The organism is Neptunicoccus sediminis (assembly GCF_001719615.1).
In the GTDB taxonomy this organism is placed as follows: domain Bacteria; phylum Pseudomonadota; class Alphaproteobacteria; order Rhodobacterales; family Rhodobacteraceae; genus Amylibacter; species Amylibacter sediminis.
Map to the genome: position 1 here is coordinate 118,135 of NZ_MDVX01000013.1, position 17,090 is coordinate 135,224.

Annotated in this window: 15 protein-coding genes; 4 read left to right on the forward strand and 11 right to left on the reverse strand. The window is 59.7% G+C overall.

The features are described from left to right. Positions 1–7: 7 nt before the first annotated feature. The gene (locus tag BFV97_RS13985; RefSeq protein ID WP_069301009.1) at positions 8–1,333 is read left to right on the forward strand and encodes a serine hydroxymethyltransferase; all 1,326 of its coding nucleotides are present in this window, start codon (positions 8–10) and stop codon (positions 1,331–1,333) included. A gap of 63 nt (positions 1,334–1,396) precedes the next feature. Here the strand turns inward: BFV97_RS13985 and BFV97_RS13990 are convergent, their stop codons facing one another. Beyond that, positions 1,397–1,816, reverse strand: coding sequence for a hypothetical protein (locus tag BFV97_RS13990; RefSeq protein ID WP_069301010.1), 420 nt, complete (start codon positions 1,814–1,816; stop codon positions 1,397–1,399). 132 nt (positions 1,817–1,948) lie between these two features. Then, positions 1,949–4,729, reverse strand: coding sequence for a formate dehydrogenase subunit alpha (gene fdhF, locus BFV97_RS13995; protein WP_069301011.1), 2,781 nt, complete (start codon positions 4,727–4,729; stop codon positions 1,949–1,951). A gap of 184 nt (positions 4,730–4,913) precedes the next feature. Between fdhF and BFV97_RS14000 the strand changes: the two genes are divergently transcribed. Continuing rightward, complete coding sequence (locus BFV97_RS14000) at positions 4,914–5,987, forward strand: saccharopine dehydrogenase (RefSeq protein ID WP_069301012.1); 1,074 nt, start codon at positions 4,914–4,916, stop codon at positions 5,985–5,987. Here the strand turns inward: BFV97_RS14000 and BFV97_RS14005 are convergent. Genes BFV97_RS14005 through BFV97_RS14030 form a run of 6 tightly spaced genes read right to left on the reverse strand, consistent with a single transcriptional unit; the run spans position 5,984 to position 11,102 of the window. Then, positions 5,984–6,715 (reverse strand): SDR family NAD(P)-dependent oxidoreductase, encoded by a 732-nt coding sequence (locus BFV97_RS14005; protein ID WP_069301013.1) that lies wholly within the window; start codon positions 6,713–6,715, stop codon positions 5,984–5,986. The genes BFV97_RS14000 and BFV97_RS14005 overlap by 4 nt on opposite strands. Beyond that, a complete protein-coding gene (locus BFV97_RS14010) occupies positions 6,715–7,275 on the reverse strand; it encodes a DUF3833 domain-containing protein (RefSeq protein WP_069301014.1) in 561 nt (186 codons plus the stop codon). The genes BFV97_RS14005 and BFV97_RS14010 overlap by 1 nt, the downstream gene beginning before the upstream one ends. Next, positions 7,268–8,515 (reverse strand): MFS transporter, encoded by a 1,248-nt coding sequence (locus BFV97_RS14015; protein ID WP_069301015.1) that lies wholly within the window; start codon positions 8,513–8,515, stop codon positions 7,268–7,270. The genes BFV97_RS14010 and BFV97_RS14015 overlap by 8 nt, the downstream gene beginning before the upstream one ends. Further along, on the reverse strand, positions 8,516–9,064 hold the full coding sequence (locus BFV97_RS14020) for a hypothetical protein (RefSeq protein ID WP_069301016.1): 549 nt from the start codon (positions 9,062–9,064) through the stop codon (positions 8,516–8,518). It abuts the gene before it with no gap. Continuing rightward, complete coding sequence (locus BFV97_RS14025) at positions 9,061–9,825, reverse strand: DUF1365 domain-containing protein (RefSeq protein ID WP_069301017.1); 765 nt, start codon at positions 9,823–9,825, stop codon at positions 9,061–9,063. Before BFV97_RS14025 ends, BFV97_RS14020 begins: the two co-directional genes overlap by 4 nt. Next, positions 9,816–11,102, reverse strand: a complete 1,287-nt coding sequence (locus BFV97_RS14030) for an NAD(P)/FAD-dependent oxidoreductase (protein ID WP_069301018.1) — start codon at positions 11,100–11,102, stop codon at positions 9,816–9,818. Before BFV97_RS14030 ends, BFV97_RS14025 begins: the two co-directional genes overlap by 10 nt. A 219-nt stretch (positions 11,103–11,321) precedes the next feature. On the opposite strand from BFV97_RS14030, the gene BFV97_RS14035 reads away from it, so the two are divergent. Then, entirely contained in the window at positions 11,322–11,891 is a 570-nt protein-coding gene (locus BFV97_RS14035; protein ID WP_069301019.1) for a sigma-70 family RNA polymerase sigma factor, read from the forward strand. Then, positions 11,888–12,538: a ChrR family anti-sigma-E factor gene (locus tag BFV97_RS14040; protein ID WP_069301020.1), complete on the forward strand. Its 651-nt coding sequence runs from the start codon at positions 11,888–11,890 to the stop codon at positions 12,536–12,538. Before BFV97_RS14035 ends, BFV97_RS14040 begins: the two co-directional genes overlap by 4 nt. Here the strand turns inward: BFV97_RS14040 and BFV97_RS14045 are convergent. From BFV97_RS14045 to mutL, 3 genes are all read right to left on the reverse strand, one after another. Beyond that, entirely contained in the window at positions 12,535–13,851 is a 1,317-nt protein-coding gene (locus tag BFV97_RS14045; protein WP_069301021.1) for a DUF3422 family protein, read from the reverse strand. The genes BFV97_RS14040 and BFV97_RS14045 overlap by 4 nt on opposite strands. Before the next feature lie 79 nt (positions 13,852–13,930). Next, the gene (locus BFV97_RS14050; protein ID WP_069301022.1) at positions 13,931–15,148 is read right to left on the reverse strand and encodes a DNA recombination protein RmuC; all 1,218 of its coding nucleotides are present in this window, start codon (positions 15,146–15,148) and stop codon (positions 13,931–13,933) included. Then, positions 15,145–17,028, reverse strand: a complete 1,884-nt coding sequence (mutL, locus tag BFV97_RS14055; protein ID WP_069301023.1) for a DNA mismatch repair endonuclease MutL — start codon at positions 17,026–17,028, stop codon at positions 15,145–15,147. Before mutL ends, BFV97_RS14050 begins: the two co-directional genes overlap by 4 nt. Between the last annotated feature and the right edge of the window lie 62 nt (positions 17,029–17,090).

The window sequence follows — 17,090 nt, forward strand, 5'->3', positions numbered from 1 at the left end:
TAGCGCCATGACCGCATTGACCAACAGGCACTGGGTGCCCGACCACTCTGACACGCTGGTACAAAAGATCGCCACCCGCACCGCCACGAGCACTTCGGGCGATATAGCTGCGCGACTGAACACGCTGGCGACGGACAACCGGACGATCCACGAAACCGACTGCTTTAACCTTAACCCCGCAACCAATGTGATCAACCCCCGCGCCGCCGCCCTGCTTGGCAGCGGCATTGGCGAACGTCCTTCGCTTGGCTATCCGGGCGACAAATACGAAATGGGGCTAGAGGCGATAGAGGAGATCGAAGTGATCTGCGCCGAACTCGCCGCCGAGATTTTTCGCGCGAAATTCGCTGAAATCCGCGTGCCGTCGGGGGCCATCGCCAATCTTTACGCCTTCATGGCCACCTGCAAACCCGGCGATACTATCATCGCCCCGCCTGCCAGTATCGGCGGCCATGTCACCCACCACGCGGCGGGCTGTGCCGGGCTTTACGGATTGAACGTGCGCCACGCGCCGGTAGATGCGGATGGCTACACCGTGGATCTTGACGGGTTGCGCAAACTGGCGCAGGACTGCCGCCCCAAGCTGATCACCATCGGCTGTTCGTTGAACCTCTTTCCCCATCCGGTCGCAGAAATCCGCGCCATCGCGGATGAGGTCGGGGCTAAACTGCTGTTCGATGCGGCCCATCAGTGCGGCATCATCGCGGGGCAGGCCTGGCCCGATCCGCTGGAAGAGGGCGCACATCTGATGACCATGAGCACCTATAAATCCTTGGGCGGACCAGCGGGCGGCCTGATCGTCAGCAACGATCCCGAACTGGCGGAAAAACTCGATGCCATCGCCTTTCCCGGTATGACAGCCAACTTCGATGCGTCAAAATCCGCCGCGCTCGCCATGTCGCTGCTGGACTGGCGCGACCACGGCAAAGCCTATGCCGCCCAGATGATCGCAGTGGCGCAAGCGCTGGCAAAGGCCCTGTCTGATCGGGACATTCCGGTGTTTCAGGCAAACAAGGGCGCTACCCGATCCCATCAATTCGCCATAGAAGCCGCAACCTTTGGCGGAGGCCAGACCGCCGCCAAAAAACTCCGCAAGGCCGGATTTCTGACCTGCGGCATCGGCCTGCCGATCGCGGAACTGGAAGGCGACCTTAACGGCCTGCGCATCGGCACCCCCGAGATCGTCCGCTGGGGCGTCACGCCACAAGACACGCCCGAACTGGCCGACCTGCTCGCCCGTGCGCTTCACTCAAACGCACCGGATACACTCGCCCCCGAAACCAGAGCCTTACGCGCCCGCTTCACAAAACTCCATTTCGTGAACGTATCGTAACGCTGTTTCGCATCACACAGATGCCCTTGCAGATGTCTGCAAGGGCATCCGATCTGTCAGTCATCAACAATTTGAATAACCATCACCATCCGCCGGATCAATCCGCAGATGGGTCACTCGACCGGGCGTGCCGCAAATCTGGATAAGCCAGACCTGATCGTAACCCTGCCACCCGCGTCCAAGCAATTGTTTGAGGTATCGGTCCACGCCACCCGCACGCACCAGTTCGGGAATACGGGCCCGCATCGCACGATCACCGAAATAGGGATCGTACTCATCCCCGGACTGCCGCACGCCAAAGCGGTGAAAATTGGCGCGATCCTGCTGGACGACCGCCCCGACATCCCTAAGCGGGACACCACGCGAGTTATAGAAATCCACCCTCGCGATATTGGCATAATAAGCGGCAAGGAAGGGTTCAGCGGCAGCGACCTGCGGCATCGCCAAAGCCAGCGCCAGTAGGACATATCTAAACTTAATCATGATTAAACGCTCCTGTATAAAATACACAGAGCATAACCTATTTTCAGTTTTTAAGGAAATGCGCGGGGGACACTGGCCCGCCCCCCTGCTTCAATGTTCCAAAAATACTCAATCCAGCCGCCGCGCAGCAGATCACTCCGCTGCGATGGCGTCTTCCGCTTTCTCCACCCGCACGGCCGAGAATTTGAACTCGGGAATTTTGCCATAGGGATCAAGCGCGGAGTTTGTCAGGATATTCGCCGCCGCCTCTACATAGGCAAAGGGCAGGAACACCATATCCTCGGCCACAGCGCGGTCGGCGCGGGCCATTGTGACGATCGTGCCCCTTTTGGTGGTCAGACGGATCATGCCACCCGGCTCTACCCCCATTTTGCGCAGGGTTTTGGGATGCAGAGAGCAGTTCGCTTCCGGCTCCACCGCATCCAGAACCGATGCACGGCGGGTCATGGAACCGGTGTGCCAGTGTTCCAACTGCCGGCCGGTGGTCAGGATCATCGGGTATTCCGCATCTGGCACATCATCGGGCGGAATGATGCTGGCAGGGGTAAATTTCGCGCGACCTTCGGGGCGCGGGAAACCGTCGCCAAAAACAATCGCCTGCCCCGGATCGGTGGGGGACAGGGACGGATAGGTCACCGCCTCGTTCTCGAGACGCTCCCATGTGATGTTGTCGAGCGAGGCCATGCCCATCTTCATCTCGGCAAAAATCTCGCGCGGGTGGGTGTAGGTCCAGTCCAGCCCCAGCCGTTGCGCCAGTTCTGTGGTGATGGCCCAATCCTCGCGTGCTTCCCCGGGAAGCGGCAAAGCAGGCCGGCCCATCTGCACCTGACGATTGGTATTGGTTACTGTGCCGGTCTTTTCCGCAAAAGCACTGGCGGGCAGGATCACATCTGCATAGTTCGCGGTTTCGGTCAGGAAAATATCCTGCACCACCAGATGCTCCAGCTTGGCGAGCGCGTCGCGGGCATGTTCCACATCCGGATCGGACATGGCGGGGTTTTCCCCCAGAATATACATGCCGTGAATGTCACCGGCGTGGATCGCATCCATGATTTCCACCACGGTCAGGCCCTTTTCAGCGCCGAAATCAACGTCAGAATTCCAGATTTCGTTAAAAGCAGAGCGCACGCCGTCCTCGCCAACGGGCTGGTAATCCGGCAGGAACATCGGAATCATCCCCGCGTCGGAGGCCCCTTGCACGTTGTTTTGCCCGCGCAGGGGATGCAGGCCGGAACCCGGCCGTCCCACCTGCCCTGTCATCAGCGCAAGCGAGATCAGGCAGCGGGAATTGTCCGTACCGTGTATATGCTGGGAAATCCCCATGCCCCAGAAAATCATCCCCGCTTTGGCACCGGCAAACAGCCGCGCCACTTCTTTCAGTTCCTCGGCCTCTACGCCGCAGAGTTCTGCCATTTTCTCTGGTGGAAAGTCCTTGAGATGGGCCTTTTGCGCCTCCCAGTTCTCGGTATAGGCGGCGATATACTGTTTGTCGTAAAGCTCTTCCTCTACGATGGTGTGCATGATCGCGTTCAGCATGGCCACATCGGTGCCCGGACGGAATTTAAGCCGATGGGTCGCGTATTTGCCAAGCCCCACACCGCGCGGGTCCATCACGATCAGCTTGCCGCCCCGTTTGGTGAACTGTTTGAAATAAGTGGCCGCTACGGGATGGTTTTCAATCGGGTTGGCCCCGATCACAATCGCCACATCTGCGTTCTCGATCTCGTTAAAGGTGGCCGATACCGCGCCAGACCCAACGTTTTCCATCAGCGCGGCCACACTGGAGGCATGACACAGCCGCGTACAGTGATCGACGTTGTTGTGGCCAAAGCCCTGACGGATCAGTTTCTGGAACAGATAGGCTTCCTCGTTTGAACATTTCGCAGAACCGAAACCGGCAATGGATTTGCCGCCTTTTTCGTCCCGCAGCTTTGCCAGCCCGCCCGCAGCGACGGTCATGGCTTCTTCCCATGTGGCCTCGCGGAAGAAATCGAACATGGAATCGGGATGCACGTTCAACCCCTTCGGCGGCGCATCCTCGCGCCGGATCAGGGGTTTGGTCAGACGGTGTTCGTGATGGATGTAATCAAACCCGAAACGCCCCTTCACACATAGCCGCCCTTCATTGGCAGGGCCGTCAATCCCGTCCACCCAAGCGACCTTGTCGTCCTTGATTTTCAGACTGATCTGGCAGCCGACACCACAGAAGGGGCAGACCGATTTCACTTCACGATCAAAATCCTGACTGTCCCCGACCTGCTGCGCATCCACCGCCGTGGCGGGCATCAGCGCACCTGTCGGACAGGCTTGCACGCATTCCCCGCAGGCGACACAAGTGCTGTCCCCCATCGGATCGTTCATATCAAAAACGATCTGGCTGTCGTGACCGCGCCCCGCCATGCCGATCACATCGTTTACCTGCACTTCACGGCAGGCCCGCACACACAGGTTGCACTGGATGCAGGCGTCCAGATTGACCCGCATCGCAACATGGCTGTCGTCCAGCAGCGGAATCCGGTCCGGTTCAAGCGCGGGAAAGCGGCTCTCGCTGACGTTCTGAAGATCGGCCATATCCCAGAAATGGGAGGATTTGTCATGGGCTATCTCGCGCTCCGGCTGATCCGCCATCAGCATCTCGATCACCATTTTGCGGGCGGAACTGGCCCGCGCGGATTGGGATTTGACCACCATGCCTTCAGCGGGTTTGCGGATACAAGAGGCCACAAGCGTGCGTTCGCCATCCACTTCCACCATACAGGCGCGGCAGTTGCCATCCGCGCGATAGCCTTTTTCACCGGAGTGACAGAGATGGGGGATCGTGGTCCCTTCCCGCTTTGCCACCTCCCAGATTGTTTCATCCGGCGCAGCCAGAACCACCTGACCGTCAAGGGTGAATTCAATTGCATCTGCCATGACAAAGACTCCGGGATATTATTCGTTTGACGCAGTTAGACCATAAGCCGCGAGAGTCGCAAAGTGTAGAACCGACCAATATTCTTCGGTTTACGCGCAAAATCCCGTTGCGGTTTGTGCTGGATGCCCTTGCGCAAATGGGCCAGTCTCTGAAGATTGCATCAAAACAGGAAAGGCGCGTTTTATGGTACATCTCTGGGTCCGCGCGGAACAACGCCCCGCCGAACAGCGGGTGGGCATCACCCCTGAAGGCGTCAGCGCCCTGTTGAATGCAGGTTTCAAAGTCACGGTCGAAGACTCCGCCGCCCGCGCCATCCCGATCAGCGCATACCAAACCACCGGCTGTGACATTGCCGCCGCCGGAAGCTGGCAAACTGCGCCCGACGATGTAATCGTGTTCGGGCTGAAGGAACTGGACCCGAACGGGCCGGACCTGCGCCACCGGCATATCATGTTCGGCCATGCCTATAAGGGGCAGGCAGACGGGCCGGACCTGCTGCGCCGGTTCAAAAACGGTGGTGGGGCGCTTTATGATCTGGAGTATCTGACCGAGCCTTCGGGCCGGCGTGTTGCGGCCTTTGGCTATTGGGCCGGATTTGCAGGCGCTGCGGTCGGATTGAAGGTCTGGGCGGCGCAACAGGCAGGCGCTGCCCCCGGACCTGATCGTATCGGGGTTTATGCGGGCCGCGATGCCCTGCTTGCGGAATTGCAACGGGAACTGGATCACGCAATGTCCGGCGGGGCCAGCCAGCCTGATATGATTGTTATTGGCGCGCTCGGACGGGTGGGCAGCGGTGCCTGTGATCTGGCGGCAGCCCTTGGCCTGCCTGTGACGAAATGGGATATGGCGGAAACCGCCTCTGGCGGCCCTTTCCCCGAAATCCTTAACCATAGCCTGTTTGTAAACTGCATTCTTGCCAGTCCGGATGTTCCGGTATTCGTCCCGAAAACCGCCCCTGATGAGCCGCGCAAGCTGAGTGTGATTGCCGATGTCAGTTGCGATCCGAGCTCGCCATACAATCCGATCCCGGTTTACAGTGAATCCTCTACGTTTGACGCGCCGGTTACACGGGTGACACAAGGCCCGCCGCCGCTGGATGTGACCGCAATCGACAACCTGCCGTCCATGCTGCCAGTGGAAAGCTCAACAGATTACGCCGCCCAGCTCTTGCCGTCGCTTCTAAGCCTTAACAGCACAGACAACGGCGTCTGGGCCCGCGCGAGGCAGCTGTTCGACACCCATGTCGCGCAGGTCTAACCCTTGCCAAACAGCCGGTAATAAAGCGTTGCAGGCAGAAAGTTTGCGCCGCGAAACAGCCATGAAAACACCCTTGGAAAGTTGGTCTGGAACCGGCGCGACTGCATGGCCGCGACCACATGATCAGCGGCCTGTTCCGGTCCCATCACGAAGGGCATCTTAAAGTCGTTCTTGTCAGTCAGGCGCGTCTTGATAAAGCCCGGATTAACCAGTTGCACATGCACATTCGTCCTGACGGTCTCGGCGTGAATATCCTCTGCCAGATGCATCACAGCAGCCTTGCTTGCCCCGTAGCCGATGGCACCGGGAAGGCCGCGAAACCCCGACAGGCTGCCGATCAAGACCACATGGCCGCGATCCTGCGCGATCATCTGTGGCACCACCGCCCCCATCACCCGCGCAGCCCCCGTGAAATTTATGTCACACATGGCCTCAACCGCTTCACTGTCCCACTCCGACGCCTCCATCGGCCAGTACACGCCAGCCAGAAACACCACCCCGTCGAGCGGACCGATTTCACCTGCAACCCTGCGCACTTCGTCCAGATTGCGCACATCGAGCGGATGAACCGTAGACGGGGACGGCAAGCTGTCAGACAGGTCTCTCAGACGATCCTCGCTGCGGGCGCTCAGGGCCAGTTCAACGCCCAGCGCCGAGAGTTTCTGCGCCACAGCGCGGCCCAGACCTTCCGAAGCGCCAACCAGCCAGTACCGTTTTCCCGCCTCCATCACACAGGCTCCGGCCGGATGGTGGCCACCAGCTCGGCCACCTTGATGCCAAACTTGCGCATCTGGCTGCGGTTCACCAGTGATCCATTGTCCAGCAGATAGATCCAGTCAGTCACATCCAGCACATGGCCACCGGCGCTCTCGGTCAGTTTTATGCGGTATTTCAACCGGATAGCAGAGCCCATCTGCACGCCCTCTCCGGTGCCGATCACGTCCGGTGCTGTCGCCTTGAAAGTGCCGTCATTGCCACTGGTCAAAGTCCATTCCCGCCGCTGTTTCATGCCGCTGTCATAACAGAAATCCTCAACCAACGTACCGCTATGACCCTCCCAACTTCCGTGCATCCGCGCGGTGAAACGGGACGACACGCGCCCCAGTGGACCGTATAGCACCCCGTCACAGTGCATAGGGCCGTTCAGATGGCGGCGGATGTCAAATTCCGGCCCCCCTTCCGCGTAATCCTGTGGCCGCTGCGCTGTAAATCCGGCAAAGCGCTGTTTCAGCCAGAACAGCCCCAGCACAGAGGCAGCGCCGAGGGCGAAAAGGACCAGATCAGACATGACAATTCTCCTCTATCGGGGTCCAGTAGAGGACCACCAGAGCGATGGTTTTCAGAACAGACGGGACCACCGCATAGGTCAGGGTCAACATCCAGAGCACCTGTGGCGGGTTCGGCTGGATGGTGGAAAAACCGGAATGGTCCAAGAGTGGCAGCACGGTGGCGGCCGCAATCGCGAGGGTCAGTTTGGCGCAGAAATTCCACAGACCAAAGGCTTGGCCTCCGGCGCCGTGGACCCGCTCTACCCGCGCGGAAAACAGGGCCGGCAGCAGCGTCATATCGGCGCCAAGCGCCGCGCCGGATGCCAGACACACCAGCGCAAACGGCCAGACATCCCCCTGCCCGAGCATGATGGCAAAGCTGAAAGCAACAATCGACAGACCCATACCCGCCAACAGCGTCCAACGCACCCCGCGCAGCGCAGCAATCCGCGCCCAAACGGGAACGGAAACAGCGGCAGCGAGAAAGAACACCAATAGCAGCGGTCCGGCAGCGGTTTCATGGCCAAGGCGGTATTCCACAAAGAACAGGAACAGGCTGGCGCTGACCGCAGCGGGTGCGGCATTCAACAGGCCCACCAGCAGCAACCGCCGCAGGATGGGATCACCCAGCAGCGCGGCGATGCTACTATGGTCCGGTCGCTCTGTTTTGGCCTGCCATTCCCTGCGCATCAGCGCCGCGCCTGCCAACGCTGCGATGGAGAACATCAGCGCAAACAGGGCGAGCGGAGCGCTAAAACCGGCATAGAGGAACACTGTCGGCAGGATCGCTGCAAGGCAGATCCCCGCCAGACTGCCGCTCTCCCGCCATCCGGCCAGCCGCAAATGCCCCTCCGGCCCGAGCGCATTTCCCTTTGCGATGCCACGGGCGTAAAACAGGATCGACAGGGCGCTAAAAGCGGTGAAGAGCACTGCCAGACAGAGGGTGAACCAGATTAGCGGGTTGATCGGTGCGCTTACAGCGAACAAGCCGACCATCGCCAACGCCAGCACTGCGGTCATCCCTCCGGCAAACACGCCCCGCCATGGGCCCAGATGATCTACCACCCATCCCAGCACCGGATCCTGCGCGAAATCCAGCACCCGCAGGCCCAGAAGCGCAACACCGATGGCCGACAGGCTCAGGTCGTAGCGGTCCACATAGAATTTCGGCGCATGAATATAGAGCGGCAGGCCCGCCGCAGCGAGAACACCCGCAAAGGCAGTGTAGCGGTGCAGACCAAGGCGGATGCCACGCTCCATTCAGCTTTGCCCCTTTAACCGAGAGGCCGACCGCGCATCCCGCGAGGTCGGCGCGAGCCAGATGCCAAAGAACCGGTCGCGCAGACGCGGATACGTCAGCGTACAGGTCTTACGACCGTTCACAAACAGGCTGGCATGGTCCGCACCGTGAGAGACACCCGTGACCCGTGTGCCCCTGTCCACATCCACAAGGCAGCTGCGTAGCCGCTGTTCCAATGCGCCATGATCCATCACACGGCCGCCTTCCACCCGCACGATTTCCTTGACAGATGTTCGTGCCAGCAGATCGGCGCTAAAGGCATAGGCGTAGCGCAGGGTCAGCGCGAAAGGGTCACGCTGGTTGAATGGCCCGTCAGATGCAGTCCACAGCTCTGCATCGTAGAGTTTTTTGCCCCACAACCGCGCCGTGGCCGTTCCTTTCAGCGATGCAGCGCCAAGCGATCGGGCAACCTCTGCCGGTGCGGTTTGCGCCATTGTCCGACCCGTGGCGAGCAGACCGGACACAACCGCGCACACAAAGACTATGGCGGCAAGGAATGAATATTTCATGAAGAAACCTCCTGTTCGGGCGGATCGGGCCGGTTGCGAAACCCTGCCCCTTTCCACCAAAGCCGCAGCGCCTGCCAGTAAATCAGCCCGAGCACCCGCAAGGAGCCAAAGGGACGCGCCACCGCCATGCCAAGGATAGAGCGGTTGGACAGCGGCCGCCGCTTGCCGTGGAATGTGGCGATCACCCCGCTTTCCTTGCTGCGGAAATCAATCACGATACCGATATGCCGGTCTGTCACGTCAAAGCGGAAACTGTAATCACCGCTGACCGGCTGGAACGGCGACACATGGAATATCTTGCGTGCCTTCAGACGGTCGGTTGGCAGGATCGGCGCCAGATCGGGGTGATGGCACAGATAGGAATGACGGTCCCCGTAGGTATTGTTCACCTCGGCTATCACGGCCCGCAGGGTTTCTTGTGGGTCAAACACCAGCCAGAAGCTCACCGGATTGAACACATGACCGAACACACGAGGTTGGGCCAGTAACAGGATATTCCCGCTGCACAGGGCGTCCATCCCCTGTTCGAGCATTACCCCGCGCACCCATTCCACACCCTGCCCCGCACCACGGACACCGCCGTGGTCTTTGTCGTGGATCGCGGTCAGGTTGGCACGGTTGCGCGAGAATAAAAGCGGCTTGCGGGCATCACTGGACAGATCGGACAACACATAATCCACACGGTAGCGGAAGGCGTTTTTTACCGCCCCGTGCCGCCCGTGATAGGTGGTTGCGCAGATATGTTCAGGGGTTACGCCCATTGCGGGATCAGTTTCATATGGTCGGCCACATCGACCGCGCTGGAGTAGCCGTCTTCGTGAAAACCGTTGCGCAGATACGCCCCGCAGAACCACGTGTTGTTCAAACCTTGCAGCGATTTGATCCGGTTTTGCGCGTTGAGCGCAGCACGGTCGAACACCGGATGCATAAAGCTGGTTTCCTCGTATATCAGTTCATCGCGGATAGTGCTCGTCGGATTCAGAGAGCTCAGCAGCAGATCGTCCTGGGGAATGGATTGCAAGCGGTTCATCCAATAGGTGATGCCCACGGGATCGGAGGCGTTCTGCTGCGCAGTGGTATAGGTCCAACTGGCCCAGCACGATTTGCGCTTTGGCATGATGGACGGATCGGCGTGCAGCACAGCACGGTTCAACTGATAGCCGATAACACCCAGCGTGGCGCGTTCCTCCGGTGTGGGGTCAGATAACATCGCCAGCGCCTGATCGGAGTGACAGGCAAACACCACACGGTCGAATTTCTCCCAAGCGCCGCCCTCAAGCCGGATTTCAACCCCGGTGGGATTGCGCCGCACCCCGACCACTTTGGCGCCGGTGCGGATTTCACAACCCTGCCGCCGCATCGCAAGTTCCAGTCTGCGAACATATTCGACCGAGCCGCCCTCAACCGTGTACCACTGATGCTGGCCATAGATGTTCAGCAGGTTGTGGTTCTGGAAAAACCGCGTCAGCGCCTGTGCCGGAAAGGACAGCATCTGCTCCAGCGGGGTGGACCAGATCGCGCCCGAAAACGGCAGCAAATAATACTTCTGAAACCATTCCCCCATGCGCAAACGGCGCATCAGCTCTCCGAGTGTGAGGTCAGGATCGGCAGCCATATCAACCGCTTTGGCATTGAACCGCAGGATATCCACCAGCATACCCAGAAACAGCGGATTCACGATATTGCGCTTTTGCGCAAACAGCGCGGCAAGGTCGTTCAGCGCGTATTCGATCCGCCCGTCGTCCGCTGACACCCCAAAGCTCATGTCGCTTTTGATCACGGGCACATCCAGCGCATCAAACAATCCGGTCAGACGGGGATAATTGGCGTAATTAAAGACGATGAATCCGGTGTCCACCGGCTGGTCGCCATTCTTGCCCGCTGTCACCGTGCGGGCATGACCGCCCAACCGCGTTTCTGTTTCCAGCAGGGTCACGTTATGGGATTTTGACAGCAGATGTGCCGCCCCCATTCCCGACACACCGGCACCGATAACAGCAATATTGACCGGAGCAGCAGGGGCGAATTCAAATGGCATTGGACTTCCTTAATGATGGTGTGCAAACCATACGTAGCGCGATTTCGTTTGGATCACTTTCACAACGCCCCAATTTATTTTTGCCGCAATGATCCAACTGCATTTGGCGCGCGTATAGACTTCATGTTACACGCTTTATCATTGATGGAAAAAAACGATGCCTCTCGAAAGGATAGCACAACCGCTATTCCGCATAGGGTATCGCAGCGAAGGTTAAAGATGGACCCTACTGAGCAGAAGCGCAGTCAAGGTGACGATTGGAATGCGCATATCCTGCGTGTGCGCAATCACCGTGACGAGGCCGCTTTTGCCGCGCTGTTCGGCCATTTCGCGCCACGGATCAAAGGCTTTCTGATCAAATCGGGGGCCAGTGGAACAATGGCCGAGGAATGCGCACAGGAGACAATGATCACCCTGTGGCACAAGGCCCATCTGTTTGATCCGTCCCGCGCCTCGGCTGCCACGTGGATTTTTACCATCGCGCGTAACAAGAAGATCGACGCTTTTCGCCGTGCGGCACGGCCCGAACCCGAGGATCTACCTTGGGGACCGGAACCCGCACCCGAAGCAGCGGATGCGCTGGCGCTCAGTCAGGAAACCGAACATCTGGCATCAGCCTTGAATGCCTTGCCCGAGAAACAAAGAGAGATTGTGAAACGCGCATATTACGGTGATTTGACCCATTCCGAACTGGCCGAAGAAACCGGACTGCCCCTCGGTACAATCAAATCCCGCATTAGGCTGGCGCTGGACCGCCTGCGCCAGACACTGAACGAGCCTGTGAAATGACTGTAAAGCACCTTTTGAACGAACAACTGCTGATGGGCTATGCCGCTGGCATCCTGCCCGAAGCCTTTGATCTTGTTGTCGCCTCCCATCTGAGCCTGTCAGACGAGAGCCGCGCCATGCTCGGCAGCTATGAGGCCGTGGGCGGTGTGGTAATGGAGGAAACGGAGTCCGTGGAGATGACTGCGGATGCGCTTGGCTCTGTGATGGCGCGGATTAAATCCGGCAAGGCGATCCCGCAAAAGCCCACCCTGCGCCCCACTAAGCCCGGTGTATTGCCGGAACCGCTGCAGGATTATGTCGGCGGCGATGTGGAAAAGATCAAATGGCGTTCCTTGGGTGGCGGCGTGAAACAGGCGATCCTGCCGACCTCTGGCAAGGCGCAGGCGCGGTTGTTGCTGATCCCTGCAGGCGCGGCTGTGCCGGATCACGGGCATCGCGGCACTGAACTGACGCTGGTGTTGCAAGGGTCTTTTTCGGACAAAGTGGATCATTTTACCCGCGGCGACATTGAAATCGCGAATGAGGACCTGAACCACCAGCCGATCGCGGGACCGGAAGAAGATTGCATCTGCCTTGCTGCCACCGATGCGCCGTTGCGATTTAACAGCCTGATTCCGCGCCTGCTCCAGCCGATCTTTCGTATTTAGGGATCGGTCGGCGCGCTCGCTGCACGCTTTTCAGCCTGTTTGCGGATTTTGCGCACGCCCAGCCACACCAATAGCACCACCGGCAGCACCAGTCCGGCGCCCAACCACTTTTGCGACACCCCAAGCTGGTCCGCAATCGGTGCCAGCAGTTTGGCCAGCAGGTTCACCCCGTAGTAGCTGATCGCCACCACCGACAGCCCCTCAACCGTTTCCTGCAACCGCAATTGCAAGGCCGCGCGGGTGTCCATCTGCTTCAAAATCTGCCGGTTGCGTTCATCCGCATCAACGCTGACCCTTGTGGCCAGCAGGTCCGATGCCCGCGCAGCACGGCCCGAAATATCCGCCAGCCTGCGGGATGCGGAACGGCAGGTCCGCATGGCCGGTTCAAACCGGCGCATCATGAATTCGGAAAACAACTGATAGCCTGCCAGCCGTTCTTCGCGCAGGACATTGACCCGTTCATGCACCAGTGCGGAATAGGCTTCAGCGGCGGTGAAGCGAAAGGCCGTATCGGCGGAAAAGTTTTCCACCCGACCGGAAATATGCAGCAAACGGTCCAGTTCATCCTGCGCATTTTCGTGGGCGTCTGTCATCTCCCGCACCACCTGCGCCAGATCCCGGTCCAGATCGGAAAGGCGCGAAAACACATCCCGTGCAATCGGCAGGGTCAGCATGGCCATCGTCTTGTAGGTCTCGATCTCGATCAACCGCTGCACAATCCGCCCCATCCGGTTCGCGCCAGTTTCGCCCACTTGAAACACCGCAAAGCGGATGTGTTCATGGGCGTCGAGCCGGAAATCCCCCACAATCGCCGCATCCCGCTCCAGCACAAAAGATGCTGCGACGGCTTCGGTGTGAAACCATTCGCTGCCCACTTCGGAGACCCGCGCGATCACCGCCTCTTGCGACGGGGCATGTTCGATCCGCACCAAAATTGACGACAGCAACTGCCCCGGTGCATCAGCCAGCCAACTGTCGGGGAAATAGTCAAACAAGCCGCCGTCAAAAGGCACCTCGGACACGCCTTCGGCAAACAGGGTGAAGGTACAGAATTCCGAATGCCGTTCCCATTTCAGATGCACCATGCCGAGATCGGCACTGTGGTGGGCCGCATCGGGCGCCGGGTGGGCCGCGCCGTAGCGATCAAGCAAGGTCAGCAGATGATCCCAATGGGCTTTTGACCCGTTTGTAGTCCTCTCTATCGCGATAGAGGCCGCGCGGCTTGGGGCGCGTAGCACGGGAAACGGGCGGGCGTGCAACTCATTGCTAAGGGCAACGCGGTCGGGGTGGTGGACAATGGCAGAAAGCGACATGGAAATCCTGACTTCGGGAATAGCGTTTTGCCATGAAACCGCGGATCGCCGTTCGTGCAAGACGCAAACTGACGCAGCGTCACGGCCCGCCATCCGTCAGAGAGGTTAACGGATCGTCCCGTTCCTGTTCTACCGGATCGAAATCAAAGGCTTCCAGCCGCCGCGCCCGTCCTCCGGCCTTGGTCGCGGAAATCTTGATTTCCTCAATGTCCTTGCTCGCCTGACCGAAGTGTCGGTCCAGATTGCCCACTCGGGTTTCGAGCCGCTCTACATCCTTGTGCAACAAGCCCAGTTCCGCACGGATCGCCCCCGCCTGTTCCTTCATCCGCGCGTCTTTCAGCACCGCCCGCATGGTGTTGAGCGTGGCCATACAGGTGGTCGGGGACACGATCCAGACGCGGGCGGCAAACCCTTCGCGCACCACTTCGGGGAAATTCGCGTGCAATTCTGCATAAACGGCCTCGGAGGGCAAAAACAGTAACGCACCCTCGGCGGTTTCGCCTTCGATGATGTATTTCTCTGCGATGGCTTTGATATGGGCCCGCAGCGCCGTGCGCATGTTTCGCGCCGCCACCTGCGCCGTCGCAGGATTATCCGCCGCGCGGATTGCTTCATAGGCTTCCAGCGGGAACTTGCTGTCGATCACAATCGGTCCGGGCGGTTTGGGCAGATGGATCAGGCAATCCGCCCGCTTTCCGTTGCTCAGTGTTTGCTGAAAGGAAAACGCATCCGGCGGCATCGCCTTGCGCACGATGTCATTGAGCTGGATTTCCCCGAAGGCGCCGCGTGTCTGCTTGTTGGACAGAATATCCTGCAAGGACAGCACGTCACCGGAGAGTTTTTCGATATTGGTCTGCGCTTTGTCAATCGTGGCCAGACGTTCCTGCAACTGGGTCAGAGATTTGGTGGTCTTTTCCGAATTGCCCTGAAGCGTGTCCCGCATCTGCCCCTGCAACTCTGCCATTGTCCGGGCCGAGCGCAGGGCGTTTTCGTGCAATTTTTCCTGCATCTGCTGCTGAACCTGCGCCAGCCGCGCCTCGACTGTTTGCATGGTCTGTGCTTGGGATTGGGACAGGCTATCAAGCCCGCCTTTCAGAACATGCTGGCTCTCGTTCAGGATGCGCAGCCCCTCCCCCATAGCCAGCATCTGACTGGCGAGCGGTTCTGTCGCCCGCGCCGCACGCCCTGCTGCACGCATGGCCACAAACAGCAGGATAACAACAAGGAACAGGGCGATGCCGCCAGCCACAAGGAATAACAGCAGGGGATTACCCGTCAGACTCTGCAAATCAATCATCGCCGCCCGAAGAGTTTTTCAATGTCGGTAAGTTTCAGCTCCACATAGGTGGGCCGCCCGTGGTTGCACTGGCCGGAATGGGGCGTCGCCTCCATCTCGCGCAGGAGGGCGTTCATTTCTTCCGCCCGCATCATCCGCCCCGACCGGATTGATCCGTGACAGGCCACACGGGAAAGGATCGCCTCTATCCGGTCCTTCACCGTTTGCGTCTGGTCCAGATCGGCCAGTTCATCGGCAATATCGCGGATCATCGCCTGCGCGTTCACCTCGCCCAGCAGGGCCGGTGTTTCGCGCACACACACCGCATTGCCGCCGAAATCCTCAACCACCAGACCGAATTGCGCCAGTTCATCGGCTGCGGCCAGCACGCTGGCTTGGGCACCAGCCTCCAGTTCGACGATCTCGGGGATCAGCAGCGCCTGCGCCGCGACACCATTCTGCGCCATCTGCTTCTTTAGCCGTTCATAAACCAGCCGTTCGTGGGCGGCGTGTTGATCGACAATCACAATGCCGTCCGGTGTCTGGGCAATCACATAGTTTTCATGCACCTGTGCGCGCGCCGCACCAAGCGGTTGATCCGCCGGAACAGGCGTATCGGACACGGGTTCCATCCGCGCGGAATAGGCTGGCGCGGTTTCCGCAAATCCACCCTGCACGGGTTCCTTGGGCGCATAGTTTTGCGGCGGGGCGTAGCTTTGCGGCGTGGCCTGCGGGATGAAACCACCGCGCGGTTGCATCTGGTAGACCGGCGCTTCAGCGCGGTTTTCGGGACGAAACGCGCCCAGCGTTGCATCCGCCACAGTGGTGGACGCCCGATGCCCTGCCTCTGCCAGCCCGTGACGCAGGGCGCTGACAATCAGACCTCGGGCCAGACCGGGGTCGCGAAAGCGCACTTCGGATTTGGCAGGATGCACGTTCACGTCCACTAGCGTCGGATCACACTCCAGAAACAGCGCCAGTGCGGGATGGCGTTCGCGATGCAGGAAGTCGGAATAGGCGCCACGGATCGCGCCATAAAACACCTTATCGCGCACGGGGCGTCCGTTCACGAACATATACTGCGCCGTGGCAGAGCCGCGCGAATAGGTCGGCAGACTGGCAAATCCGGTAATGGCGATGCCTTCCCGTTCCGCGTCGATCCGCAGCGCATTGGCCGCGAAATCAGAGCCGAGAATCTTGGCCAGCCGCGCGTGCAGCGCGTCAAACAGATCACCGCTCTGGGCTTCGGCCTGAAACACCACGCGGCCTTCCCCACCACCGGAAACATCGCGCAGAGTAAAACCCACCAGCGGTTCGGCCATAGCCAGCCGCTTGATCACATCAATGATTGCGCCACTTTCGGCGCGGTCTGTGCGTAGGAATTTCAACCGCGCAGGTGTGGCGTGGAACAGGTCACGTAATTCCACCACAGTCCCCCGCGACAGGGCCGCCGGACGCACGGCAGACATATCCCCGCCATGCACCGTGATCTGCGCCGCAGACTCCGCGCCGTCAGCCCGCGAGGTGATCGACAACCGCCCCACCGCGCCAAGCGATGGCAGCGCTTCGCCACGAAAGCCGAAGGTGTGGATGTTCAACAGGTCCGAACCGTCGATTTTCGAAGTGGCATGACGGGACAGCGCCAGCGGCAACTGGTCCTCGGGAATGCCATGACCGTCGTCGCTGACCCGCAGCAAAGTCTTGCCGCCATCGCCGTAGGCAACTTCGATCCGGCGGGCGTTCGCATCAATTGCATTCTCCACCAGCTCTTTCACCGCACTTGCAGGCCGTTCGACCACCTCACCGGCGGCAATACGGTTAGCGGCGGCGTCATCCAACTGGCGGATGGGACGGCGGATCGGGGCTGTTTCAGCCTGTATTTTGGGGTCAGCTACACTCATACCACTACAAATAGCAGCAATCCCCGCGATTCGCACACGGGGATTTGGTTAAAAAGGCGGGT

What these genes read in the sequence shown, in the direction of transcription:
- BFV97_RS14015 (WP_069301015.1), bottom strand. Translation starts at nt 8,515, where the DNA reads ATGGAGCGTGGCATCCGCCTTGGTCTGCACCGCTACACTGCCTTTGCG.
- BFV97_RS14035 (WP_069301019.1), top strand. Translation starts at nt 11,322, where the DNA reads ATGGACCCTACTGAGCAGAAGCGCAGTCAAGGTGACGATTGGAATGCG.
- BFV97_RS13985 (WP_069301009.1), top strand. Translation starts at nt 8, where the DNA reads ATGACCGCATTGACCAACAGGCACTGGGTGCCCGACCACTCTGACACG.
- BFV97_RS14050 (WP_069301022.1), bottom strand. Translation starts at nt 15,148, where the DNA reads ATGATTGATTTGCAGAGTCTGACGGGTAATCCCCTGCTGTTATTCCTT.
- BFV97_RS14030 (WP_069301018.1), bottom strand. Translation starts at nt 11,102, where the DNA reads ATGCCATTTGAATTCGCCCCTGCTGCTCCGGTCAATATTGCTGTTATC.
- BFV97_RS14005 (WP_069301013.1), bottom strand. Translation starts at nt 6,715, where the DNA reads ATGGAGGCGGGAAAACGGTACTGGCTGGTTGGCGCTTCGGAAGGTCTG.
- BFV97_RS13990 (WP_069301010.1), bottom strand. Translation starts at nt 1,816, where the DNA reads ATGATTAAGTTTAGATATGTCCTACTGGCGCTGGCTTTGGCGATGCCG.
- BFV97_RS14020 (WP_069301016.1), bottom strand. Translation starts at nt 9,064, where the DNA reads ATGAAATATTCATTCCTTGCCGCCATAGTCTTTGTGTGCGCGGTTGTG.
- BFV97_RS14045 (WP_069301021.1), bottom strand. Translation starts at nt 13,851, where the DNA reads ATGTCGCTTTCTGCCATTGTCCACCACCCCGACCGCGTTGCCCTTAGC.
- BFV97_RS14025 (WP_069301017.1), bottom strand. Translation starts at nt 9,825, where the DNA reads ATGGGCGTAACCCCTGAACATATCTGCGCAACCACCTATCACGGGCGG.
- BFV97_RS14000 (WP_069301012.1), top strand. Translation starts at nt 4,914, where the DNA reads ATGGTACATCTCTGGGTCCGCGCGGAACAACGCCCCGCCGAACAGCGG.
- BFV97_RS14040 (WP_069301020.1), top strand. Translation starts at nt 11,888, where the DNA reads ATGACTGTAAAGCACCTTTTGAACGAACAACTGCTGATGGGCTATGCC.
- fdhF (WP_069301011.1), bottom strand. Translation starts at nt 4,729, where the DNA reads ATGGCAGATGCAATTGAATTCACCCTTGACGGTCAGGTGGTTCTGGCT.
- mutL (WP_069301023.1), bottom strand. Translation starts at nt 17,028, where the DNA reads ATGAGTGTAGCTGACCCCAAAATACAGGCTGAAACAGCCCCGATCCGC.
- BFV97_RS14010 (WP_069301014.1), bottom strand. Translation starts at nt 7,275, where the DNA reads ATGTCTGATCTGGTCCTTTTCGCCCTCGGCGCTGCCTCTGTGCTGGGG.